This window comes from Streptomyces sp. NPDC093225, from assembly GCF_044753805.1.
GTDB lineage: Bacteria > Actinomycetota > Actinomycetes > Streptomycetales > Streptomycetaceae > Streptomyces.
Window position 1 is genome coordinate 62,954 of record NZ_JBIVNX010000004.1, and the last position, 23,794, is coordinate 86,747.

Below are 23,794 nucleotides of genomic sequence, written 5' to 3' on the forward strand. Positions count from 1 at the left end.
CGTCCGAGCACCGCCCCTTTCGAGTGGCGGGCGTCGCGCGCCGCCCCCGCGCGGGCGGCGGGCGCTGGTATTGCCGTGGTGCATGCAGCTCACCCCCCGCCCCACCGCCGACCGCGTCCTGCGCCGCCTGCGGGGCCCCGCCCTGGCGGCCGCCTCCCTCGGCCTCGTCGCCGCCGTCCTGCCGCCGCCGCCCGCCCTCGGCATCGGCGACCGGCTCTTCCCGGAGCTCGGCAACCCCGGCTACGACGTCCTCGCGTACGACCTGTCCTTCCGCTACACCAGCGCCACCCAGCCCCTCGACGCGACCACCGTGATCCAGGCCCGGGCGACCGAGGACCTGGAGCGGATCAACCTCGACTTCACCCGCGGCACCGTCGCCTCCGCCGAGGTCGACGGGCTGCCCGCCGCCTTCGAGAGCGCCGGCGAGGACCTCGTCCTCACGCCCGCCCGCCCCGTCCCCGCCCACGGCCTCGTCCGCATCACCGTCCACCACACCAGCGACCCCCGCGGCGCCAAGGACGGCGGCTGGGTGACCACCGAGGACGGGTTGGCCATGGCCAACCAGGCCGACGCCGCCCACCGGGTCTTCCCCTGCAACGACCACCCCTCCGACAAGGCGATGTTCACCTTCCGGATCACCGCCCCCGAGGGCCTGACGGCCGTCGCGAACGGCATCAGCGCCGGAACCGCCCGCCGGGCCGCCGCCGGCCGGACCACGTGGACGTACCGCAGCCTGCACCCCATGGCGACCGAACTGGCCCAGGTCTCCATCGGCCGCTCCGCGGTCCTCACCCGCGAGGGCCCGCACGGGCTGCCCGTCCGCGACGTGGTCCCCGAGGCCGACCGCGCCGCCCTGGAGCCCTGGCTGGCGAAGACCCCCGCCCAGCTGGAGTGGATGGAGGCGCGCGTCGGCCGGTACCCCTTCGAGAACTACGGCCTGCTGATCGCCCGCGCCAAGACCGGCTTCGAGCTGGAGACGCAGACCCTGTCCCTCTTCGAGCGCGGACTGTTCACCACCCCCGGCTACCCGTCCTGGTACGTCGAGTCCGTCATGGTCCACGAGCTCGCCCACCAGTGGTTCGGGAACACCGTCACCCCCCGCACCTGGTCCGACCTGTGGCTCAACGAGGGGCACGCCACCTGGTACGAGGCCCTGTACGCGGACGGCCTCGGCAAGTACGCCCTGGAGCGGCGCATGCGCGAGGCGTACGAACGCTCCGACCAGTGGCGGGCCGCCGGCGGCCCGCCGGCCCGGCCCAAGGAGTCCGCCCCCGGCCAGCCGCTGAGCCTGTTCCGGCCCGTGGTGTACGACGGCTCCGCGCTGGTCCTCTTCGCGCTGCGCGAGGAGATCGGCACGGCCGCCTTCGAGCGGGTCGAGCGGCGCTGGGTCGCCGAGCACCGGGACGCCACCGCGGGCACCGCCGACTTCGTCGCGCTCGCCTCGGACGAGGCCGGACGCGACCTCACCGGGTTCTTCCAGGACTGGCTGTACGGCGCAAAGACCCCCGCGATGCCCGGCCGGCCCGACTGGAAGGCCGCGAAAAGCGTGTGACGCCCCAGGACGGGCATGTCAATATCGACAGGTCGGCGCGGTTCCGGGAATCTTTCGCTCCGGTCACGCGTTGCAGCCGACGCACGATTTTCGAATCCGTATCGACGTAAGGATCCAATGACCTCCTCTTCGTACCCTTCCCAGGACGCGCGGGACGCGCGGAGCTTCAGCGAGAGCCTTCGGGCCGATGCCCTGATGGAAGAGGACGTCGCCTGGAGCCACGAGATCGACGGTGAGCGCGACGGCGAACAGTTCGACCGTTCCGAGCGCGCGGCCCTGCGCCGCGTCGTGGGCCTCTCCACCGAGCTCGAAGACGTCACCGAGGTCGAGTACCGGCAGCTGCGACTGGAACGGGTCGTGCTGGTCGGCGTCTGGACCACCGGGACCCTGCAGGACGCCGAGAACTCCCTCGCGGAGCTCGCCGCGCTGGCCGAGACGGCCGGCGCCCTCGTCCTCGACGGTGTCTTCCAGCGCCGCGACAAGCCCGACCCGGCCACCTTCATCGGTTCCGGCAAGGCCCTGGAGCTGCGCGACATCGTCCTGGAGACCGGCGCCGACACGGTCATCTGCGACGGTGAGCTCAGCCCCGGCCAGCTCATCGCCCTCGAGGACGTCGTCAAGGTCAAGGTGGTCGACCGGACCGCCCTGATCCTCGACATCTTCGCGCAGCACGCCAAGTCCCGAGAGGGCAAGGCACAGGTCGCGCTCGCGCAGATGCAGTACATGCTGCCGCGGCTGCGCGGCTGGGGTCAGTCGCTGTCCCGCCAGATGGGCGGCGGCAAGGGCGGCGGTCTCGCCACCCGAGGCCCCGGTGAGACCAAGATCGAGACGGACCGGCGACGGATCCGCGAGAAGATGGCGAAGATGCGCCGGGAGATCGCGGAGATGAAGACCGGCCGCGACATCAAACGGCAGGAGCGCCGGCGCAACAAGGTGCCCTCCGTCGCGATCGCCGGCTACACCAACGCGGGCAAGTCCTCCCTGCTGAACCGCCTCACCGGTGCCGGCGTGCTGGTGGAGAACGCACTGTTCGCCACCCTCGACCCGACCGTGCGCCGGGCCGAGACGCCCACCGGACGGGTGTACACGCTCGCCGACACCGTCGGCTTCGTGCGCCACCTGCCCCACCACCTCGTCGAGGCGTTCCGCTCCACGATGGAGGAGGTCGCCGACTCCGACCTCATCGTCCACGTGGTCGACGGCTCGCACCCGGCCCCGGAGGAGCAGCTGGCGGCGGTCCGCGAGGTCATGCGCGACGTCGGCGCGGTGAACGTGCCCGAGATCGTGGTGATCAACAAGGCGGACGCGGCCGACCCGCTGGTCCTGCAGCGCCTGCTGCGCATCGAGAAGCGCTCCATGGCGGTCTCGGCGCGCACCGGCGAGGGCATCGCGGAGCTGCTCGCGCTCATCGACGCCGAGCTGCCGCGCCCGGCGGTCGAGGTCGAGGTGCTCGTGCCGTACACCCGGGGCGCGCTGGTGGCCCGGGCACACGTCGAGGGCGAGGTGATCTCCGAGGAGCACACCCCGGAGGGCACCCTGCTCAAGGCGCGGGTGCACGAGGAGCTGGCCGCGGACCTGGCACCGTACGTACCGGCCCACGGCTGACCCGCCGCCCCCGCGCGGGGCACCGGACACGGCGAAGGCCCGCCCCCGTCAGGGGGCGGGCCTTCGCCGTGTCATGCCGGCCGCGGTGCGACCGTACGTCCCAGGGAGTGCCTCCCTAGCGGGCGAACTTGCCGCTCACCGCGTCGAAGACGCCCTTCGCCTCGCTGCCCAGCCGCGGACCGGCCAGCCAACCCGCCGTCACCGGGCCGATCGAGGTGTTGGACACCAGCGCCCGGTTGCCGTCGCGGTCGGTGGCCACCCAGCCGCCGCCGGAGGAGCCGCCCGTCATCGTGCAGCCGATCCGGTACATCACCGGGGCGCCCTCGCGCAGCGACAGCCGGCCGGGCCGGTCCGTGCACTGGAACGCCTTCTGGCCGTCGAACGGCGCCGCCGCCGGGTAGCCGGTGGCCGTCATCCGCGCGATCTTCGGCACGGCGGGGGCGTTGAACTCCACCGGCAGCGCCGAACCGACCGTCTCCTCCAGCGACTTGCCGGTCGCCTTCTCCGGCGTCACGTGGATCACCGCGAAGTCGTACGGCGCGCCGGCGCCGCCCGTCGGGCCGCCGCCCGCGATCCACTGGTCGGAGGTCTGCGCCCAGTCGCCCCACCACACGCCGTACGGGGCGACCTCGTCGCGGGTCGCGCCCTTGAGGCGGGCGGCGGACCGGCCGGCGTCGTTGTACGACGGCACGAACGCGATGTTGCGGTACCAGCCGCCGTCCTTGCCCGCGTGGACGCAGTGACCGGCCGTCCACACCAGGTTGGACTTGCCGGGGTGGGCCGGGTCCGTGACGACGGTGGCCGAGCAGACCATCGAGCCCTCGGGGCCGTCGAAGAAGACCTTGCCGGCCTCCGGGACGCTCTGGTGGTACGGCGCGTCGACCGCGCTCGCCGGCACGCGCGCCGGGGTCGGGTCCGTGACGCCCTGGTCCTTGCCGAGGTCGGGGTCGGCCACCGGCCGGTCGGGCTGCTTGGCCCGGCCCATCCGGTCCGGGTCCCACAGGTCCTCGATGATCGGGTTGACGAAGTCCTGGGCCTCCCGGAGCCACTTGTCGCGGTCCCAGTTCTTCCAGGCGCCGCCCCGCCACTTGTCGAGGTCGAGGCCGTGCTCCTTGAGCTTCTTCTTGATGTCGTCCGGGATCTTGATGCCTTCGGCACCACCGGCCGGAACGCTCGCGGCGGCCGTGGGCTGGCCGTCGGCCTCGTCGGACCCGGGGCCGCAGGCACCCGCGGTCAGCGCGAGGGTGGCGCACAGCCCGGTGGCCGCGAGGATCCGGGATCCGCGACGGGAGCTTCGCCCGTTCTGGGTGGCGGAGGCCGGTCGGATCGGTCGCATGTGTTCAGTCCCCCTGGTGCTTCGAGGCGTGGAGTGCAGCCCCCCACTATGCCGCTGCGTTCGGGGACGGCGTAGGCCGGGTCCGCGGTTCCCGCCGGCACCGACCGTGGGGAGCAAGGAAGTTCGCCGCGACCCGTGATCCCGGGCGGTCCGCGTCGTTGGTACGTACGGGGGAACGCACGCACGGACGACCGGCGCTGCCGGACCGTGTGCCCCCGCCGTGCCAACTGCCATCCAGGCGAGAGCCGTTCACCCGGGAGGACCGACAGCCGTGGCCGTGACCGAGCAGGCCCTCCCCGAACGGACAGCCGAGCCCACCGGCCCGGCCGGCCCCGAACCCGCCGCCGGTGCCGAAGCCCCGGGCCCTGCCGGTGCCGGTGCAGAGGTCCCGGGCCCCGCCGGTGCCGAAGTCCCCCGCCCCGAGGGCCCCGAGGGCGTCCTGCGCCGCCAGTCCCTGCGCGAGTCCGCCGCCCGCACGTACGCCCGCTCGCTGCCCATCGTGCCGGTACGCGCCCGGGGCGTGACCATCGAGGGCGCCGACGGCCGCCGCTACCTCGACTGCCTCTCCGGCGCCGGCACCCTCGCCCTCGGCCACAACCACCCCGTGGTCCTCGAAGCCGTCCGCAAGGTGCTCGACTCCGGCGCGCCCCTGCAGGTCCTGGACATGGCCACCCCGGTCAAGGACGCTTTCACCACCGAGCTGTTCGCCAACCTGCCCCGCGAACTGGCCGACGACGCCCGGGTGCAGTTCTGCGGACCGGCCGGCACCGACGCCGTCGAGGCCGCCCTCACCCTCGTGCGCACCGCCACCGGCAACAGCGGACTGCTCGCCTTCTCCGGCGCCTACCACGGCATGACCACCGGATCCCTCGACGCCTCCGGCGGCGCCCCCCGCGGCCGGGTCACCCGGCTGCCCTACCCGCAGGACTACCGCTGCCCCTTCGGCGAGGGCGGCGAGCGCGGGGCCGACCTGTGCGCCCGCTGGGCCGAGAGCCTCCTGGCCGACCCCAAGGGCGGGGTCCCCGCCCCCGCCGGCATGCTCGTCGAACCGGTCCAGGGGGAGGGCGGTGTCATCCCCGCCCCCGACGACTGGCTGCGCCGCATGCGCCGGCTGACCGCCGCGCACGGCATCCCGCTGATCGCCGACGAGGTGCAGACCGGTGTCGGCCGCACCGGCGCCTTCTGGGGCGTCGACCACTCCGGGGTCGTCCCGGACGTCATGGTCCTGTCCAAGGCCATCGGCGGCAGCCTGCCGCTGGCCGTCGTCGTCTACCGGTCCGCGCTCGACCAGTGGCGGCCGGGCGCGCACGCCGGCACCTTCCGCGGCAACCAGCTCGCGATGGCCGCCGGCACCGCCACCCTCGCGTACGTACGGGAGAACCGCCTCGCCGACCGCGCGGCCGCTCTCGGCGCGCGCATGCTGGCCGCCCTGCGCGACCTCGCCGGCCACCACCCCCGCATCGGCGACGTCCGGGGCCGCGGCCTCATGATCGGGATCGAGCTGGTCGACCCCGAGGCCGGGGCGGCCGCCGGCGGACCCCCGCCCGCCGACCCGGCCCTCGGCCTCGCGGTCCAGCGGGAATGCCTGAGCCGCGGCCTGATCGTCGAACTCGGCGGCCGCCACCGCAGCGTCGTGCGGCTCCTGCCCCCGCTCACCCTCACCGACGAGCAGGCCACGGCGGTCCTCGACCGGCTCGCCGACGCCGTCGCCGTCGCCTGCGCCGCCGCCGACGGCGCCCGCAACCGGTCCGGAAGCCATCCGGACCCCTCTGCCAAGGAACCCCAGTGAACTCCAGTCCCACACCCGAACCCCCCGAAGGACAGCCGTCCCAGCCGTCCCTCCCGCACCAGCAGCACGGCCAGGCCCACCCGTCCCTGGGTGGCCAGGCCCTCCCCACCGTCCAGGGCGGGCCGCCCCTCCCCGGGCAGCCCGCCCAGGCGGCCCCACCGGCCACCGTCCCCCGCCAGCTGGACGGGATCGCCCTGCACCGGGCCGCCGGCGCCCCGGCCGCCGCCCCGCCCGGACCGGCCCCCCGGGCCGGCACCCCCGGCGACCTGCCCGACCCGCTCGACCACAAGGACCCCGCCCTCGCCGCCGAGGCCGCCGCCGTCGAGAGCCTGCTGCGCTGCTGGGTCCGGGAGACCGGCCGCACCCGCCCCGACGCCGCCGTCCTGCGCATCCCGCTGCCCGCCTCCGGCACCGCGCTGCTGGTCCCCGTACGCCACTGGTCGGAGACCGGCTGGCACCGCTTCGCCCCCGCCCGGCTGGCCAGCGCGCCCGCCGACGCCCCCGCCCTCGACGCCGTCACCCTCGCCGGGCTGCTCGTCCGCGAGGGCGGCGGCCGGGGCGGGGCGGACCTCGTCGGCCGGGTCGCCGACTCGGTGCGCCGGACCGCCGAGTTCATCGCCGACCGGCGCGAGCACCCCACCCCGCCCGGCCGGTACGACCCCTTCCTCGCGGCGGAGCAGTCCCTGCTGCTCGGCCACCCCCTGCACCCCACCCCCAAGAGCCGGGAGGGACTCTCCGAGGCGGAGGTCCGCACCTACTCGCCCGAGCTCTACGGCGCCTTCCCCCTCCACTGGATGGCCGTCGACCGCGCGGCCCTGGCCACCGAGTCGGCCTGGACCGAACGCGGCCGCACCGTCTCCGCCGCCACCCTCCTCGGGCGCCTCGCCCCCGGCCTGTCCTGCCCGCCCGGCACCACCCCGCTGCCCCTGCACCCCTGGCAGGCCCGCGAGCTGCGGCACCGGCCCGCCGTCCGCGCGCTCCTGGACGCCGGACTGCTCCACGACCTCGGCCCGTACGGCGACCCCTGGCACCCCACCTCCTCCGTGCGCACGGTCCACCGGCCCGGCACCCCCGCCATGCTCAAGCTCTCCCTCGGCCTGCCCATCACCAACTCCCGCCGCGAGAACCTCCGCAAGGAACTGCACCGCGGCGTCGAGGTGCACCGCCTGCTGCGCTCCGGGCTGGCCCGCGAATGGACCGCCCGGCACCCCGGCTTCGACATCGTGCGCGACCCCGCCTGGGTGGCCGTCGACACCGCCGACGGGCAGCCCGTACCCGGCCTCGACGTCCTGCTGCGGCACAACCCCTTCGGGCCCGGCGACGACGCCGTCTGCGTCGCCTCCCTCACCGCCCCGCGGCCGTGGCCCGGGCGCGACACCATGACCTCCCGGCTCGCCGAGACCGTCTCCCGGCTCGCCGTCCGCACCGGGCGGTCGCTCTCGGCCGTGTCCGCCGAGTGGTTCCTGCGCTACCTCGACCACGTCGTCCGGCCCGTCCTCGCCTTCGACGCGCTGGCCGGCATCGCGCTGGAGTCCCACCAGCAGAACACCGTCGTCGTGCTGTCCCCGGAAGGCTGGCCCGCCGGCGGCCGCTACCGCGACAACCAGGGCTACTACTTCCGCGCGTCCCACCGCGAGGCGCTGGAGCGGCGGCTGCCCGGCATCGGCGCGCGCAGCGACACCTTCGTCTCCGACGAGGTCACCGACGAGCGGTTCGCCTACTACCTCGGCATCAACAACGTGCTCGGACTCATCGGGGCGTTCGGCTCCCAGCGGCTGGCCGACGAGCGCGTGCTGCTCGCCGCCTTCCGCCGCTTCCTCACCCACCACGCACACCTGGGGCCGCTGCCCGCCCTGCTGCTCGACGCGCCCACCCTGAGCTGCAAGGCCAACCTGCTCACCCGCCTCAAGGGCCTCGACGAACTGGTCGGCCCGGTCGACACCCAGTCCGTCTACGTGACCATCGCCAACCCCGTCCACGACCCCAGCTGAAGCGGAGGAGCCCAGCCCATGACGCCCACCGACGCCGGTGCTACGACCGTCTCCGCACCCACCGTCCGCAGCGGGGAGGACACCCTCGAACTGCGGGTCCCCACCGAACTGCTCGCCCTGCTCGCCGAGGCCGACCTGCTCGACTCCCCGGCCACCTGGGGGCCCGCCACCACGCCCGCCGGCCGCTTCGAACTGGCCCCCGTGCGCCTCGACCGCGACCTCGCCCTGCTCACCCGCTGGATGAACGACCCCGCCGTGGCCGCCTTCTGGCACCTGACCGGATCCCACCAGGTCACCGCCGCGCACGTGCGCGCCCAACTCGAAGGAGACGGCCGCAGCATCCCCTGCCTCGGCCTGCTCGACGGCACCCCCATGAGCTACTGGGAGGTCTACCGGGCCGACCTCGACCCGCTGGCCCGGCACTATCCCGCCCGCCCCCACGACACCGGCCTGCACCTGCTCATCGGCGAGGCCGCCGACCGCGGCCGGGGCCTGGGCGCCGTACTGCTGCGGGCCGCGGCCGACCTGGTGCTCGACAACCGGCCGCGCTGCACCCGCGTCGTCGCCGAGCCCGACGTGCGCAACACCGCCTCCGTGTCCGCCTTCCTCAGCTCGGGCTTCCGGCTCTCCGCCGAGCTCGACCTGCCCGACAAGCGCGCCGCCCTGATGGTGCGGGAGCGGGCGCTGCGCACCCTGCTCTGAGCGCTCTGCGTCCCCCGTCCCGCCCCCGACCGAGGAGCCCCGTGCCGACCTTCCCCACGTCCCACGAAGCGGACCGGCCCGCGACGCCCACGACCCCCCAGTGCCCGCCCGAGCTCAACAGCGCCACCTGGGAGGCCGCCGCCCGCCGGATGCTGGCCAAGATGCTCGGGGAGTTCGCGTACGAGGGCCTGCTCGACCCCGTACCGGCGCAGGGCCGGGACGCCTGGACCCTGCCGCTCGACGCGGGCTCCGGCACCCTCGGCTTCCGCGCGCGCCGGGGCGCGTACGACAGCTGGCGGGTCGACCCCCGCTCGCTGACCCACACCCCGGCGGGTGCGGGGGCGGCCCCGGTGGAGTTCGGCGACCCGCTGCGGTTCGTGGTGCTCGCCCGGGAGCTGATCGGCCTGGACGGCGCCACCCTCGGGCACCTGCTGCGCGAGCTCGGCACCACGCTGGCCGCCGACGCCCGGCTCGACCACACCGCCCTGACCGCCGACGTCCTCGCCGACCTCGACTACGCCGCCCTCGAAGGGCACCAGACCGGGCACCCCTGGCTCGTACCCAACAAGGGCCGGCTCGGGTTCTCCGCCGCCGACACCGCCGCCTGGGCCCCCGAGGCCCGGCAGCGTCGCCGGCTGCCCTGGCTCGCGGCGCACACCTCGATCGCCGCCTACCGGGGCACCGGCGGCCTCGCGGAGCCCGAGCGGCTCTACGCGCGCGAGCTCGACCCCGCCACCCGGGCCGGTTTCGACCGCGAGCTGCGGGCCCGGGGGCTGGACCCCGCCGGCTACCTCTACCTCCCCGTCCACCCCTGGCAGTGGGACGAGGTGGTGCTGCCGCTGTTCGCCCCCTGGCTCGCCTCCGGGCAGCTCGTACCGCTGCCGGCCGACCCCGACCTGCGGCTGCCCCAGCAGTCCGTCCGCACCTTCCTCAACGTCGCCCGACCCGAGCGCCACACCGTCAAGCTGCCGCTGTCGGTGCTCAACACCCTGGTCTGGCGCGGCCTGCCCACCGAGCGGACCCTCGCCGCGCCCGCGGTGACCGCCTGGGTGCACGGGCTGCGCGACGCCGACCCCTTCCTGCGCGACGACACCCGGGTCGTGCTGCTCGGCGAAGTGGCGTCGGTCACCGTCCGGCACCCCTTCTACGACGACCTGCCCGAGGTCCCGTACCAGTACCGGGAGCTCCTCGGCGCGATCTGGCGCGAGCCCCTGACCGGTCGGCTCGACCGGGGCGAGCGGGCCCGCACGCTGGCCTCCCTGCTGCACGTCGACCCGCGCGGGCGGGCCTTCACGGAGGAACTGGTCGCGCGCTCGGGGCTGCCGCCCGCCGTCTGGCTGCGCCGGCTGTTCGGCGCGCTGCTGCCGCCCCTGCTGCACTTCCTCTACAAGTACGGCACCGTCTTCTCACCCCACGGCGAGAACGCGATCGTGATCTTCGACGAGCACGACGTGCCGGTGCGGCTCGCGGTGAAGGACTTCGTCGACGACGTGAACGTCAGCGCCGAGCCGCTGCCGGAGCGGGCCGGGCTGCCGGCGCAGGTGGGCGGGGTACTGCTCACCGAGCCCGCGTCCTTCCTGCCGCAGTTCATCCACTCCGGACTGTTCGTCGGCGTCTTCCGCTACCTCTCGGCGCTGTGCGCGGAGCGCCTGGAGGTACCCGAGGACGCGTTCTGGTCGCTCGTACGGGCCGAGATCGTCCGCTACCAGGAGCGGTTCCCGGAGCTCAAGGAACGGTTCGCGCTGTTCGACCTGCTCGGGCCGCGGATCGACCGGCTGTGCCTGAACCGCAACCGGCTGCACGCCGACGGCTACCGCGACCGGCCCCGGCGGCCGCACGCGGTGGTCCACGGGACCGTGCCGAACCCGCTGCACCGGCCGTGACCCGGGCGTCCGCCCCGGCCGGCGGAGGGCCGGGGACCGCCGGTGGGGAGCCGGCCGGGCCCACGGACGTCACGGCCTGTCGGCGGCGCCGCGTAGGGTTGTCGGTGCTATGACGAAGCCCTCACTCCCCGACCTGCTGCACGCCGCCGTCACCGCCGTCGGCGGCACGGAGCGGCCCGGCCAGGTGGCCATGGCCGAAGCCGTCGGCGAAGCGATCGACGAGCAGTCGCACCGCCTCATCCAGGCGGGCACCGGCACCGGAAAGTCCCTCGGCTACCTCGTGCCGGCGCTCGCCCACGGGGAGCGCGTGGTGGTGGCGACCGCGACGCTGGCGCTCCAGCGGCAGCTGGTCGAGCGCGACCTGCCGCGCACGGTGGACGCGCTGCACCCGCTGCTGCGCCGGCGGCCGGAGTTCGCGATGCTCAAGGGCCGCTCCAACTACCTGTGCCTGCACCGGCTGCACGAGGGCGCCCCGCAGGACGAGGAGGAGGGCCTCTTCGACCAGTTCGAGGCGGCCGCCCCCACCAGCAAGCTCGGCAAGGACCTGCTGCGGCTGCGCGACTGGGCCGACGAGACCGAGACCGGCGACCGGGACGACATGACCCCGGGCGTCTCCGACAAGGCCTGGTCGCAGGTGTCGGTCTCCTCGCGGGAGTGCCTGGGCGCGAGCAAGTGCGCGTACGGCGCGGAGTGCTTCGCCGAGGCCGCCCGCGAGCGCGCCAAGCTGGCCGACGTGGTGGTCACCAACCACGCGCTGCTGGCCATCGACGCCATCGAGGGCGCGCCCATCCTGCCGCAGCACGAGGTGCTGATCGTCGACGAGGCGCACGAGCTGGTGGGCCGGGTCACCGGCGTCGCCACCGGCGAGCTCACCCCGGGCCAGGTCAACCGGGCGGTCAAGCGCGCGGCGAAGCTGGTCGACGAGAAGGTCGCCGACTCCCTGCAGACCGCCTCCGAGGGCTTCGAGAGGGTCATGGAGCTGGCCCTGCCGGGCCGCCTGGAGGAGATCCCCGAGGACCTCGGGTACGCGCTGGCCGCCCTGCGGGACGCGGCGCGCACGGTGGTCTCGGCGTTGGGCACCACCCGGGACAAGTCCGTCCAGGACGAGGACGCGGTGCGCAAGCAGGCCCTCGCGTCGGTGGAGAACGTGCACGACGTCGCCGAGCGGATCCTGGTCGGCTCCGAGTGGGACGTGGTCTGGTTCGAGCGGCACGACCGCTTCGGAGCGACCCTGCGGGTCGCCCCGATGTCCGTGTCGGGCCTGCTGCGCGAGAAGCTGTTCTCCGAGCGCTCGGTCGTCCTGACCTCGGCCACGCTCAAGCTGGGCGGCGACTTCAACGGCGTCGGCGCCTCGCTGGGCCTGGGCCCCGAGGGGATGGAGGGCGAGGACCTGCCCGAGTGGAAGGGACTCGACGTCGGTTCCCCGTTCGAGTACCGCAAGCAGGGCATCCTGTACGTCGCCAAGCACCTGGCCACGCCCGGCCGGGAGGGCACCCGCGGCGACATGATGGACGAGCTGGCCGAGCTGATCGGCGCGGCGGGCGGGCGCACGCTGGGGCTGTTCTCCTCGATGCGGGCCGCCCAGGCCGCGGCGGACGAGCTGCGCACGCGGCTGGACAACCCGATCCTGCTCCAGGGCGAGGAGACCCTCGGCGAGTTGATCAAGACCTTCGCCGGGGACCCGAGGACGTGCCTGTTCGGGACGCTGTCGCTGTGGCAGGGCGTGGACGTGCCGGGACCGAGCTGCCAGCTGGTGGTGATGGACCGCATCCCGTTCCCGCGGCCCGACGACCCTCTGATGAGCGCCCGGCAGAAGTCGGTGGAGGAGAACGGCGGCAACGGCTTCATGGCCGTGGCGGCCACGCACGCGGCGCTCCTGATGGCGCAGGGCGCGGGACGGCTCGTGCGGGCCTCCGGCGACCGGGGCGTGGTGGCGGTGCTGGACCCGCGGCTGGCGACGGCGCGGTACGGCGGCTTCCTGCGCTCCTCGCTGCCGGACTTCTGGTACACCACGGACCGCAACCAGGTGCGGAAGTCGCTGGCGGCGATCGACGCGGCGGCGCAGGCCGACGGGAAGTAGGCGCCGGCCGGCGGGGAGCAGCCGTCGGCGCGCGGGGAGCGACCCGGTGCGTCCGGGCATGACAGGACCCCGGGACCGGCGCAGTGGGTCCCGGGGTCCGGCTCAGGGAGAGCGGGTGGCGGACCCGCTCGTGAGCGGCGGGGTCAGACCCGCCGCAGGACGGCGACGACCTTGCCGAGGATGGTGGCCTCGTCGCCGGGGATGGGCTGGTAGGCCGCGTTGTGGGGGAGCAGCCACACGTGGCCATCCTCGCGCTTGAAGCGCTTCACGGTGGCCTCGCCGTCGAGCATGGCGGCGACGATGTCGCCGTTCTCCGCGACCGGCTGGCGGCGGACGGTGACCCAGTCGCCGTCGCAGATCGCGGCCTCGATCATCGAGTCGCCGACGACCTTGAGGACGAAGAGCTCGCCGTCGCCGACCAGCTGCCGCGGGAGCGGGAAGACGTCCTCGACGGACTCCTCGGCCAGGATCGGGCCACCGGCGGCGATCCGGCCGACCAGGGGCACGTACGACGCGGCGGGCTTGCCGGCGGTGTCGGTGGGCTGCGTGCTGGGCTGGTCCGAGCCGCGGACCTCGTACGCCCGCGGGCGGTGCGGGTCGCGGCGCAGGAAGCCCTTGCGCTCCAGCGCCATCAGCTGGTGGGCCACGGAGGACGTGCTGGACAGGCCGACGGCCTGGCCGATCTCGCGCATCGACGGTGGGTATCCGCGCCGCTGCACCGAGTCCCGGATGACCTCGATGACCCGCCGCTGCCGGTCCGTGAGCCCCGAGCTGTCCGCGCGGATGCCGGGAGGTCGGCCGGGCAGCGAGCGTGCGGGCCGCATCGTGTCCGGGTCCGGGGTCATGGCTGCGTCATTCATGGCGTGCACCGGCTCGAGTCGGCTCTGGGAGCGGTTCTGGGCAGTGATGGTGGCACTGTCTGCGGTGGTGGTCACGTCGGCCCCTCTCGAAATGCGCTTGCTCTCCCTGGCTGGACAACGGTAGTAGCTTTCGAAAGGTTGCGCCAAACACACGTTCGAGTGAAAATTCGCAGTTAACCGGACGTGATCACATGACGAGGTGTATGGGCGATCAACACACCGAACGCGGGTTCGGTGGTGAATCCGCTCATCACGGTACCCCTCCCGGTCGGATCGCGGCCGTCGGGGGCTGAGCCCAGTGTGGCACCGGCGCCCCCGGAATCCGTGGACCGGCCCGCCTCCTTGTAGGCTCGTGCGTCGCCTCCCACCCCTCCGCGGCACTGTCCGCAGCTGTCCGGATCCGTACGGTCGCGGGCGACACGCCGAAGCGGCGATTTTCGGCCGCAACCCAAGATCTAGTGGTTGGATTGGCCTGGCCACCCAGTGGTTGTGTTCGGCTGGGCCGACAGAGTCCTCCGGATCGCATATGCTGGTGGCTGCTTCGAGAGCCCCGGCAGGGATCTGCCCGGTGGTGCTCCGAGGTGATTCAGTCGTGCCATGAGGGAGGGATCGGAGCCGTGCACTGCCCCTTCTGCCGGCACCCCGACAGCCGCGTCGTCGACAGCCGCACCACCGACGACGGCACGTCGATCCGCAGACGCCGCCAGTGCCCGGACTGCTCCCGCCGCTTCACCACGGTGGAGACCGCGTCACTCATGGTGATCAAGCGATCGGGCGTGACCGAGCCCTTCTCGCGCACCAAGGTCATCTCCGGCGTGCGCAAGGCCTGTCAGGGGCGTCCGGTGACCGAGGACGCCCTCGCCCAGCTGGGCCAGCGGGTCGAGGAGGCGGTGCGGGCCACCGGAAGCGCCGAGCTGACCACGCACGACGTGGGTCTGGCCATACTCGGCCCGCTGCAGGAGCTCGACCTGGTCGCGTACCTGCGCTTCGCGTCGGTCTACCGCGCTTTCGACACCCTGGAAGACTTCGAGGCCGCCATCGCCGAACTGCGCGACCGGCGTCCTCCTCATGAAGAGGCCGCGGCCGCGGAGACCGTCCAGGTCCCCGAGCCCGCCTCCGCCGCCGACTGACCCGGCCGGCCGCAGAGCGGCCGGTTCGGTCGGGCGAAGAGAACACAGACCTGTCCGCGGGGCACCGTGCCGCGGGCGAACAGCTACAGCAGACACACACCGTGCCAACGGATTCGGAATTTCGCGGGCACTTTAGGGCGTTTTTGCCCGTATATGGGAGGCAGCGGCATGACAGAGACGGCGAGCGGTCCGGCACGTGGTTCCCGCGCCAAGGGAGCCAAGGCGACGAGCAAGGGCCTGCGTATCGAGCGCATCCACACCACCCCCGGCGTGCACCCGTACGACGAGGTGGTCTGGGAGCGTCGTGACGTCGTCATGACCAACTGGCGCGACGGCTCGGTGAACTTCGAGCAGCGCGGCGTCGAGTTCCCCGACTTCTGGTCGGTGAACGCGGTCAACATCGTCACCAGCAAGTACTTCCGCGGCGCGGTCGGCACCCCGCAGCGCGAGACCGGCCTGAAGCAGCTGATCGACCGGATCGTGAAGACGTACACGAAGGCCGGTGAGGACTACGGCTACTTCGCGACGCCCGCGGACACCGAGATCTTCGAGCACGAGCTGACCTACGCCCTCCTGCACCAGATCTTCAGCTTCAACTCGCCGGTGTGGTTCAACGTCGGCACGCCGCAGCCCCAGCAGGTCTCCGCCTGCTTCATCCTGTCCGTCGACGACTCCATGGAGTCGATCCTCGACTGGTACAAGGAAGAGGGCATGATCTTCAAGGGCGGCTCCGGCGCCGGCCTGAACCTCTCCCGCATCCGCTCCTCCAAGGAGCTCCTCTCCTCCGGCGGCAACGCCTCCGGCCCCGTCTCCTTCATGCGCGGCGCCGACGCGTCCGCAGGAACGATCAAGTCGGGCGGCGCCACCCGCCGCGCGGCCAAGATGGTCGTGCTCGACGTGGACCACCCGGACGTCGAGGACTTCATCGCCACCAAGGTGAAGGAGGAGGAGAAGATCCGCGCCCTGCGCGACGCGGGCTTCGACATGGACCTGGGCGGCGACGACATCACGTCCGTCCAGTACCAGAACGCCAACAACAGCGTCCGCGTGAACGACGAGTTCATGACGGCCGTCGAGAACGGCACCGACTTCGGCCTGCGCGCCCGCATGACCGGCGAGGTCATCGAGAAGGTCGACGCCAAGGCGCTCTTCCGCAAGCTGGCCGAGGCCGCCTGGGCCTGCGCCGACCCGGGCATCCAGTACGACGGTGTGATCAACAACTGGCACACCTGCCCGGAGTCCGGCCGCATCACCGCGTCCAACCCGTGCAGCGAGTACATGCACCTGGACAACACGTCCTGCAACCTCGCCTCGCTGAACCTGATGAAGTTCCTCAAGGACGACGGCAAGGGCAACCAGTCCTTCGAGGTCGAGCGCTTCGCCAAGGTCGTCGAGCTCGTCATCACCGCGATGGACATCTCCATCTGCTTCGCCGACTTCCCCACCCAGAAGATCGGCGAGAACACCCGCGCCTTCCGCCAGCTGGGCATCGGCTACGCCAACCTCGGCGCCCTGCTGATGGCCACCGGCCACGCGTACGACTCCGACGGCGGCCGCGCGCTCGCCGCGTCCATCACCTCCCTGATGACCGGCACCGCGTACAAGCGCTCCGCCGAGCTGGCCGGCGTCGTCGGCCCGTACGACGGCTACGCCCGCAACGCCGAGCCGCACCAGCGCGTCATGAAGCAGCACGCCGACGCCAACGCCGCCGCCCCGCGCCTGGACGACCTCGACACCCCCGTGTGGGCCGCGGCCACCGAGGCCTGGCAGGACGTCGTCCGCCTCGGCGAGAAGAACGGCTTCCGCAACTCCCAGGCCTCCGTCCTCGCCCCGACCGGCACCATCGGCCTGGCGATGTCCTGCGACACCACCGGTGTCGAGCCGGACCTGGCCCTGGTCAAGTTCAAGAAGCTCGTCGGCGGCGGCTCGATGCAGATCGTCAACGGCACCGTCCCGCAGGCCCTGCGCCGCCTGGGCTACCAGGAGGAGCAGATCGAGGCGGTCGTCGCCCACATCGCCGAGCACGGCAACGTGATCGACGCCCCCGGCCTGAAGACCGAGCACTACGAGGTCTTCGACTGCGCCATGGGCGAGCGCTCCATCTCCCCGATGGGCCACGTCCGCATGATGGCCGCGATCCAGCCGTGGATCTCCGGCGCCATCTCCAAGACGGTCAACATGCCGGAGACGGCGACCGTCGAGGAGGTCGAGGAGATCTACTTCGAGGCGTGGAAGCTCGGCGTCAAGGCGCTCGCGATCTACCGCGACAACTGCAAGGTCGGCCAGCCGCTCTCCGCCAAGAAGAAGGAGGACGAGAAGGCCGAGGTGACCGCCAAGACCGAGGAGACCATCCGCGCGGCGGTCGAGAAGGTCGTCGAGTACCGCCCCGTCCGCAAGCGCCTCCCGAAGGGCCGCCCGGGGATCACCACCTCCTTCACGGTCGGCGGTGCCGAGGGCTACATGACGGCCAACTCCTACCCGGACGACGGCCTGGGCGAGGTCTTCCTCAAGATGTCGAAGCAGGGCTCGACCCTCGCGGGCATGATGGACGCCTTCTCCATCGCCGTCTCCGTGGGCCTGCAGTACGGCGTGCCGCTGGAGACCTACGTCTCGAAGTTCACCAACATGCGCTTCGAGCCGGCCGGCATGACGGACGACCCGGACGTGCGGATGGCGCAGTCGATCGTCGACTACATCTTCCGCCGCCTGGCGCTGGACTTCCTGCCCTTCGAGACCCGCTCCGCCCTCGGCATCCACTCCGCCGAGGAGCGCCAGCGCCACCTGGAGACCGGCTCGTACGAGCCGGTCGAGGAGGACATCGACGTCGAGGGCCTGGCCCAGTCGGCGCCGCTGGCCGCCGTCCCGGCCGCCCCGCAGCCGGTCGCCGAGGTCCCGGTCCCGAAGCAGGCGCACACCAACGCCGAGCTCGTCGAGATGCAGCTCGGCGTGAGCGCCGACGCCCCGCTGTGCTTCTCCTGCGGTACGAAGATGCAGCGCGCCGGCTCCTGCTACATCTGCGAGGGCTGCGGCTCCACCAGCGGCTGCAGCTGACGCCGGACGTCTGACGCCGGTCGTCCGGCGCCGGACGCCTGACGCCGCGGGCGCCCGACCGGCGCCGGTGGCGGAGCAGTGCTCCCGAAGGGGACCGACCCGAACCCGTGGTCGGTCCCCTTCGGCGTGCCCGGAGCCCGGTAACCGGTACCGGCCGGTAACCGGCACGGGTTAGGCTCCCCCGCGCGCAGCGAGCGCGAACAGCAGGGGGGAAGCACGTGGCCGACAACCGGGCCGGTACGAAACGGACGAGACAGGGGCTGAACGCGGGGGTGCAGGCGGTCGCGGCCGTGGTGCTGGTCGGGGGGCTGGCTGGCGGGCTGTGGCAGGTGCAGGTGCACAAGCGCGAACGGGCGCAACCGGCCCCGCCCGCCGACTGCTCCCGCTCCCAGCGCGGCACCCTCCCCAAGGGGTACGTCACCGGGGCGCAGCTGTGCGAGGCGCTGAACCGCCCGGACCTGCCGGCACTGCTCGGTACGCCGGGCGAGCGGGCGGAGAGCGCGTACGGCAGCGAGGGCTGGGTGGAGATGGCGGGCGACCAGAAGCTCGCCGCCCCCGAGGCGACGGTGCAACTGGGCACGTACGCGCTCAAGATCACGGCCTCGTACGACGACCTGCCGGTCGCGGAGGCGGCGCAACTGCTCGGGAACGGCGCCCAGGTGCAGACCGTGCTGGGGCACCAGGCGGTCATCTCCACGGTCCAGGCCACCGCCGTCTCGTTCGACCTCGGCGACGGCAAGCCCGAGACCGGCCCCGGCGGCCCGGCCCGCAGCCTGCTGGTCGCCGGCAGCGCGAAGGACCGGGGCGACTCGTTCGAGCTCGTCGTCTGGCGCCGCGACGGCAGGTCCCCGGACGACCCCGCCCTGTTCCGCGTCGCCGAGAAGGTGCTGCCGACGGTCCCGGGCTGGACCGCGGGCTGAGACGCTCCCGCTCCGCCCCGCGCGCCGGGTGATGATGGGGCCACCGACGACCAACGGGGGGTTGACGATGTGGAGCAGTGACGAGCTGGACCTGGACGCGTACCTGGCGCGGATCGGGTACACCGGAGGGCTGGCGCCCACGGAGGAGACGCTGCGCGGAGTGCACCGGGCGCACGTGCTGGGCATCGCCTTCGAGAACCTCGACGTGGCGCTGGGCCGGACGCCCGCGCTCGACGTGAAGGGCCTGCAGGAGAAGCTGGTCCGGCGCCGCCGGGGCGGCTACTGCTACGAGCAGAACTCGCTCCTCGCCGCCGCGCTGGAGCGGCTCGGCTTCGACGTCGCCGCGCGCGGGGCCCGCAACCGCACCCGCGGCGACGTGTTGACGCCCGTGACCCACGCCGTCCTGGTCGTCACCGCCGGGGGCCGGTCCTGGCTGGCCGACGCCGGGTTCGGGCACCAGGGGCCGCTGGAGCCGGTGCCGCTGGACGCGACCGGCGAGGTGCGGCAGGGCCCGTGGACGTACGCCGTGGGCCGCGAGGACGGGGGACTGCACGTGCTGCGCGTCCTGCGCGGCGACGAGGGATGGCGGGACCTGTACGCCTTCGGGCCGCAGGCCACGTACCCGGTGGACTTCGTGCTCATGAACCACTACAGCGCCACCCACCCCCGCTCCCACTTCACCGGGCAGATCGTGGTCCAACGGGTCGCCGAGGACGAGCGGGTGGCGCTCGTCCGGGACGAACTGACCCGGGTGCGGCCGCCGTGGACCGCCGACCGGCACACCACCGCGCCCGGCGGGCTGATCGCTCTGCTCGGAAGCGAGTTCGGTATCGAGCTGTCCGAGACCGACGGGGCGGAACTCGTGCGGACCTACTGCGCGGGAGTCTGACCGGTGGCGTGCTGATCCCCGTACGATGGCGCGGTGCTGGTCAAGTGGATTCGCTGCACGGTGGTGGACCGCCGGGGGTTCGAGCGCGGGCAGCGGAAATGGGCGGGGCTGCCGGGGGAGCCGGGCTTCCGGGGACAGGGCGGCGGTTGGAGCCGCAGCCGCCCCGGGGTGGCGCACGTCTTCGCGTTCTGGGAGAGCCGGTCCTTCTACGACTCCTTCATGGCGCGCTCCCACGACCGGCTCGCCGCCGCGCAGAACGGCACGTACAAGGACGGTCGGGTCACGCTGTTCGACCACCGCTTCGACGTGAAGACCGGCTTCGAGCCGCGCTTCACGGACGCCGACGTGCTGCGGGTGGCCCACTGCAAGGTGCGCGAGGGGAGGCTCGACCACTTCGCGCTGATGCAGGAGAAGGTGTGGAACCCGGCCATGGCGGGCTCGCCCGGGATGCTGCGCGGGCTGTTCGGGGAGGCGCCGGGCCGGGAGTTCATGGTGCTGTCGATGTGGCGGTCGGCCGCCGAGCACGGCAAGTACCGCGAGGAGCGGGTGGAGCGGCTGTCGCTGCGGGCCCAGATCGAGGCCGACCTGGAGGGGATCACTGGGGACGTGGTCGACCTGGAGCCGGCCTGGACCGTCTGACGGCCGCCCTCGACCGGGCGGCGGCGGGCGGGGTGCGGGCGGGGTGCGGGCCCCGGAGAGCGTCGTTTCGACGGTGCCGCCCCGCGCCGCTTAGGGTCGTGGGATGCCACGACCGCGCAGAATCGTTCTGCTCCGGCACGGGGAGTCGGTGGGCAACATCGACGACACCGTGTACGAGCGCGAGCCCGACCACGCCCTGGCCCTGACCGCGCTCGGACGAGCGCAGGCCGTCGAGGCCGGCACGCGGCTGCGCGAGACCTTCGGCGACGAGGGCGTGAGCGCGTACGTGTCCCCGTACCGCCGCACGCTGGAGACGTTCCGGGCGCTGCGGCTGGAGCCCGGCCGGGTCCGGGTGCGCGAGGAGCCGCGGCTGCGCGAGCAGGACTGGGGGAACTGGCAGGAACGCGAGGACGTGCGGCTGCAGAAGGCCTACCGGGACACCTACGGGCACTTCTTCTACCGGTTCGCCCAGGGGGAGTCCGGCGCGGACGTGTACGACCGCGTCGGAGCCTTCCTGGAGAGCCTCTACCGCAGCTTCGAGGCCCCCGACCACCCGCCGAACGTGCTGCTGGTGACCCACGGGCTGACCATGCGGCTGTTCTGCATGCGCTGGTTCCACTGGTCCGTGGCCGAATTCGAGTGCTTGTCCAATCCCGACAACGGCTCGTTCCGGACCCTGGTCCTGGGTCCGGACGGGCGGTATCGGCTGGACCGGCCCTTCGAGCGGTGGACCACACCCCAGCCGTATGACCTGTGGGGCTAGAGTTACGCGGGATGACCCCTGACACCTCCCCCGACCGGCGCTACGCACGCGCCCTGGCCAGCCTCCGCGGGCTGGCGGTGGGTGACGCGCTGGGCTCCCAGTACTTCGTCCCCCAGAACTACCCGCTGCTCAAGCGGCACGAGCTGCCCGACGGCGACTGGCAGTGGACCGACGACACCGAGATGGCCTGCTCGGTGGTCGCCGTCCTGGCCGCGCACGGCCGCGTCGACCAGGACGCGCTCGCGGCCTCGTTCGCCGCGCACCACGACTTCGACCGGGGCTACGGCCCGGCCGTGAACCGCATGCTGCGCCAGATCCGGGAGGGCGCGGACTGGCGGGAGCTGTCCGCCGCGCTGTTCAACGGCCAGGGCTCGTGGGGCAACGGCGCCGCCATGCGGATCGCGCCGCTCGGCGCCTGGTACGCCGACGACCCCGAGCAGGCCACCCACCAGGCGGAGATCTCCGCGTACACCACCCACCAGCACCGCGAGGCCGTGGTGGGCGCCATGGCGGTGGCCGCGGCGGCCGCGCTGGCGGCCGCCCCGGCCGGGCCGCCGACGCCCCAGGACCTGCTCGACGGCGTGATCGCACTGGTGCCGCGCAGTGCGGTCGGCGCCGGCCTGCGGCGGGCCCGCGACATGCTGGACTACGGCGACGCGAGCACGGTCGCGGCGGTCCTGGGCTGCGGGCGGCGGACCAGCGCGCACGACACGGTGCCCTTCGCGCTGTGGTCGGCGGCCCGCTCGCTGGGCGACTTCGAGACGGCGTTCTGGACCACCGCGAACGTGGGCGGGGACGTTGACACGACCTGCGCCATCGTGGGCGGCGTACTCGCCGGCCGGGGCACGGACGTCCTGCCCGACGCCTGGCTGGCGCGCACCGAGGCCCTGCCGGACTGGCTGCCCGCGGCCCCGGCCTGAGGTCTGCCGGACCGGTTCCCCGCGGCCCGGCCCGAGGCCCGGGGAGCGCGGTCCGGCCGGGCCGTTCCGACCGTTCCGGCGCCGCCCGCACGGCCGGCGGCACCCCCGTGCGCGCAGGTCACGGGGGGTGGGGTGTCGCCGGCGGTATCGGGCGGCGTAACCTATCTGGCGCCATGCCGTACGAAGCACCCACCCACACCGTCGAGCGCTCCCTCCGCGCAACCACCGGAGCCAAGGTCATCGCCGGGGTCGACGAGGTCGGACGAGGGGCCTGGGCCGGTCCGGTGACCGTGTGCGCGGCGATCACGGGACTGCGCCGCCCGCCCGAAGGACTCACCGACTCCAAGCTCCTCACCCCCAGGCGACGCGACGAACTCGCGCTCGTGCTCGAGGGCTGGGTGACGGCGTACGCCCTCGGCGACGCCTCCCCCGAGGAGATCGACGCCCTGGGCATGACGGCGGCCCTCCGGCTGGCCGCCGTGCGCGCGCTCGACGCGCTGCCGGTGCGCCCGGACGCGGTGATCCTGGACGGCAAGCACGACTACCTCGGTGCGCCCTGGCAGGTCCGTACGGTCATCAAGGGCGACCGGTCGTGCGTCGCGGTGGCGGCCGCCTCGGTCATCGCCAAGGTCCGCAGGGACCGCATGATGGCCGAACTCGGTCCGGGCATAGAAGACTTCGCCTTCGCGGACAACGCCGGCTATCCCTCGCCGGTGCACCGTGCGGCTCTGGAGGTGCGGGGGCCGACCCCGTACCACCGGCTGTCGTGGTCGTACCTCGACGCGCTGCCGCAGTGGCGGCACCTCAAGAAGGTGCGCAAGTCCGACGAGGCGCTGGAACTGGAAAGCGGAGGCCAACTCGGCTTCGATTTCTGATCGCACGTACGTACCACCATCCGGTATGACTCGTACCGGCGTTTGATAGACATCCACTCATGCCTCCTGAGGAGCCTCAGATTCACGAGAGTGCCCAGGGTCCCGCGGCGAACCCGGCCCCGAGCCGTTCCGCGCAGACCCCTCGTCCCGTACCTGGTCCGCGTCCCGCCGCCGCTCGGCCCGGGCGCCCCGGTCCCTCCCCGGCGGCGGCGAGCCGTGCCGGCGGAGCCCCCCGGCCCGCCCCGCCGGCGCCGCGCGTGCCGCAGCAGGCGGCCAAGCCCGGGCCCCGCCCGTCGGGCCCCGTTCCGGCCGCTCCCGCCGCTCCCGCCGCGGTCGTCACCGAGCCGTCCGTCTCGACGGCCGTACCGCAGGTCCAGCTGATCCCCGCCCCGGCGCAGGGAGCCCTCGACGCCGCCGAGGAGACCGTGGACCTGCTGCTCGACAACGGTCGTGCGCCGGGCGACATCCTGGTGCTGACCACGGGTGAGGCGCACCCGTGGGCCGCGCACGAACTCTCCTTCGGCGAGGCCTCGTACTGGGCGCAGCACGACGCCGGGGACGACGTCTTCTACGCGGACGCGGCGCAGGCCGACCGGGCGGACGCCCGCCCGGTCGTGGTCTTCGCCGCCAACGGCGGGTCCGAGGACCTGGTCGCGCGGGCGCTGCCCGTGGCGCTGGGTCGGGCCGCGACGCTGCTGATCGTGTGCGGCGATCCGCAGCAGTTCGACTCCGTGCTGGGTGCGGGCGTCTGACGCCCTGTGGTCCCGCCGCATGCGTCGGCGGGACCGCCCGGTGGGGCGTGCCCTCGC

Annotated in this window: 18 protein-coding genes; 16 read left to right on the forward strand and 2 right to left on the reverse strand. The window is 73.4% G+C overall.

The genetic code is table 11. The annotated features are described in order from the left end of the window. Nucleotides 1–82 precede the first annotated feature (82 nt). Complete coding sequence (locus ACIQCH_RS06045; protein ID WP_402578402.1) at nt 83–1,552, forward strand: M1 family metallopeptidase; 1,470 nt, start codon at nt 83–85, stop codon at nt 1,550–1,552. Nucleotides 1,553–1,669: 117 nt separating this feature from the next. After that, nucleotides 1,670–3,157 (forward strand): GTPase HflX, encoded by a 1,488-nt coding sequence (gene hflX / locus ACIQCH_RS06050; protein ID WP_402578404.1) that lies wholly within the window; start codon nt 1,670–1,672, stop codon nt 3,155–3,157. A 115-nt stretch (nt 3,158–3,272) separates the two neighbouring features. On the opposite strand, the gene ACIQCH_RS06055 is transcribed toward hflX, so the two are convergent. Beyond that, nucleotides 3,273–4,493, reverse strand: a complete 1,221-nt coding sequence (locus ACIQCH_RS06055) for a trypsin-like serine peptidase (RefSeq protein ID WP_402578406.1) — start codon at nt 4,491–4,493, stop codon at nt 3,273–3,275. A 439-nt stretch (nt 4,494–4,932) separates the two neighbouring features. On the opposite strand from ACIQCH_RS06055, the gene ACIQCH_RS06060 reads away from it, so the two are divergent. The 5 genes from ACIQCH_RS06060 to ACIQCH_RS06080 all read left to right on the forward strand — a co-directional run bounded on the left by ACIQCH_RS06060 (nt 4,933) and on the right by ACIQCH_RS06080 (nt 12,938). Continuing rightward, on the forward strand, nt 4,933–6,282 hold the full coding sequence (locus ACIQCH_RS06060) for a diaminobutyrate--2-oxoglutarate transaminase family protein (RefSeq protein ID WP_402578684.1): 1,350 nt from the start codon (nt 4,933–4,935) through the stop codon (nt 6,280–6,282). Beyond that, on the forward strand, nt 6,279–8,273 hold the full coding sequence (locus ACIQCH_RS06065) for an IucA/IucC family protein (RefSeq protein WP_402578408.1): 1,995 nt from the start codon (nt 6,279–6,281) through the stop codon (nt 8,271–8,273). The genes ACIQCH_RS06060 and ACIQCH_RS06065 overlap by 4 nt, the downstream gene beginning before the upstream one ends. Nucleotides 8,274–8,291: 18 nt before the next feature. Beyond that, nucleotides 8,292–8,975, forward strand: coding sequence for a GNAT family N-acetyltransferase (locus tag ACIQCH_RS06070; RefSeq protein ID WP_402578409.1), 684 nt, complete (start codon nt 8,292–8,294; stop codon nt 8,973–8,975). Nucleotides 8,976–9,016: 41 nt separating this feature from the next. Beyond that, nucleotides 9,017–10,858 carry an IucA/IucC family protein gene (locus ACIQCH_RS06075; protein WP_402578411.1) on the forward strand — a complete coding sequence of 614 codons (1,842 nt, stop codon included), beginning with the start codon at nt 9,017–9,019 and terminating at the stop codon, nt 10,856–10,858. A 109-nt stretch (nt 10,859–10,967) separates the two neighbouring features. After that, nucleotides 10,968–12,938, forward strand: a complete 1,971-nt coding sequence (locus ACIQCH_RS06080; protein ID WP_402578412.1) for an ATP-dependent DNA helicase — start codon at nt 10,968–10,970, stop codon at nt 12,936–12,938. A 143-nt stretch (nt 12,939–13,081) separates the two neighbouring features. Here the strand turns inward: ACIQCH_RS06080 and lexA are convergent, their stop codons facing one another. Then, complete coding sequence (gene lexA / locus ACIQCH_RS06085) at nt 13,082–13,873, reverse strand: transcriptional repressor LexA (RefSeq protein ID WP_030204489.1); 792 nt, start codon at nt 13,871–13,873, stop codon at nt 13,082–13,084. 542 nt (nt 13,874–14,415) lie between these two features. Here lexA and nrdR point away from each other — a divergent pair. The 9 genes from nrdR (at nt 14,416) to ACIQCH_RS06130 (ending at nt 23,737) form a co-directional block, all read left to right on the forward strand. After that, on the forward strand, nt 14,416–14,928 hold the full coding sequence (gene nrdR, locus ACIQCH_RS06090) for a transcriptional regulator NrdR (protein ID WP_030204484.1): 513 nt from the start codon (nt 14,416–14,418) through the stop codon (nt 14,926–14,928). Nucleotides 14,929–15,096: 168 nt separating this feature from the next. Next, nucleotides 15,097–17,979 carry a vitamin B12-dependent ribonucleotide reductase gene (locus ACIQCH_RS06095; RefSeq protein WP_402578414.1) on the forward strand — a complete coding sequence of 961 codons (2,883 nt, stop codon included), beginning with the start codon at nt 15,097–15,099 and terminating at the stop codon, nt 17,977–17,979. 218 nt (nt 17,980–18,197) lie between these two features. After that, nucleotides 18,198–18,899 carry a DUF6215 domain-containing protein gene (locus tag ACIQCH_RS06100; RefSeq protein ID WP_402578416.1) on the forward strand — a complete coding sequence of 234 codons (702 nt, stop codon included), beginning with the start codon at nt 18,198–18,200 and terminating at the stop codon, nt 18,897–18,899. A 67-nt stretch (nt 18,900–18,966) separates the two neighbouring features. Further along, the gene (locus tag ACIQCH_RS06105) at nt 18,967–19,788 is read left to right on the forward strand and encodes an arylamine N-acetyltransferase (protein WP_402578418.1); all 822 of its coding nucleotides are present in this window, start codon (nt 18,967–18,969) and stop codon (nt 19,786–19,788) included. 33 nt (nt 19,789–19,821) lie between these two features. Next, nucleotides 19,822–20,427 carry a YdbC family protein gene (locus ACIQCH_RS06110; protein ID WP_030204474.1) on the forward strand — a complete coding sequence of 202 codons (606 nt, stop codon included), beginning with the start codon at nt 19,822–19,824 and terminating at the stop codon, nt 20,425–20,427. Nucleotides 20,428–20,530: 103 nt separating this feature from the next. Continuing rightward, entirely contained in the window at nt 20,531–21,190 is a 660-nt protein-coding gene (locus ACIQCH_RS06115) for a histidine phosphatase family protein (RefSeq protein ID WP_402578420.1), read from the forward strand. 11 nt (nt 21,191–21,201) lie between these two features. Next, the gene (locus ACIQCH_RS06120; RefSeq protein WP_402578422.1) at nt 21,202–22,110 is read left to right on the forward strand and encodes an ADP-ribosylglycohydrolase family protein; all 909 of its coding nucleotides are present in this window, start codon (nt 21,202–21,204) and stop codon (nt 22,108–22,110) included. A 173-nt stretch (nt 22,111–22,283) separates the two neighbouring features. After that, entirely contained in the window at nt 22,284–22,985 is a 702-nt protein-coding gene (locus ACIQCH_RS06125) for a ribonuclease HII (RefSeq protein ID WP_402578424.1), read from the forward strand. Nucleotides 22,986–23,044: 59 nt separating this feature from the next. After that, nucleotides 23,045–23,737: a hypothetical protein gene (locus ACIQCH_RS06130; RefSeq protein ID WP_402578426.1), complete on the forward strand. Its 693-nt coding sequence runs from the start codon at nt 23,045–23,047 to the stop codon at nt 23,735–23,737. Nucleotides 23,738–23,794 lie beyond the last annotated feature (57 nt).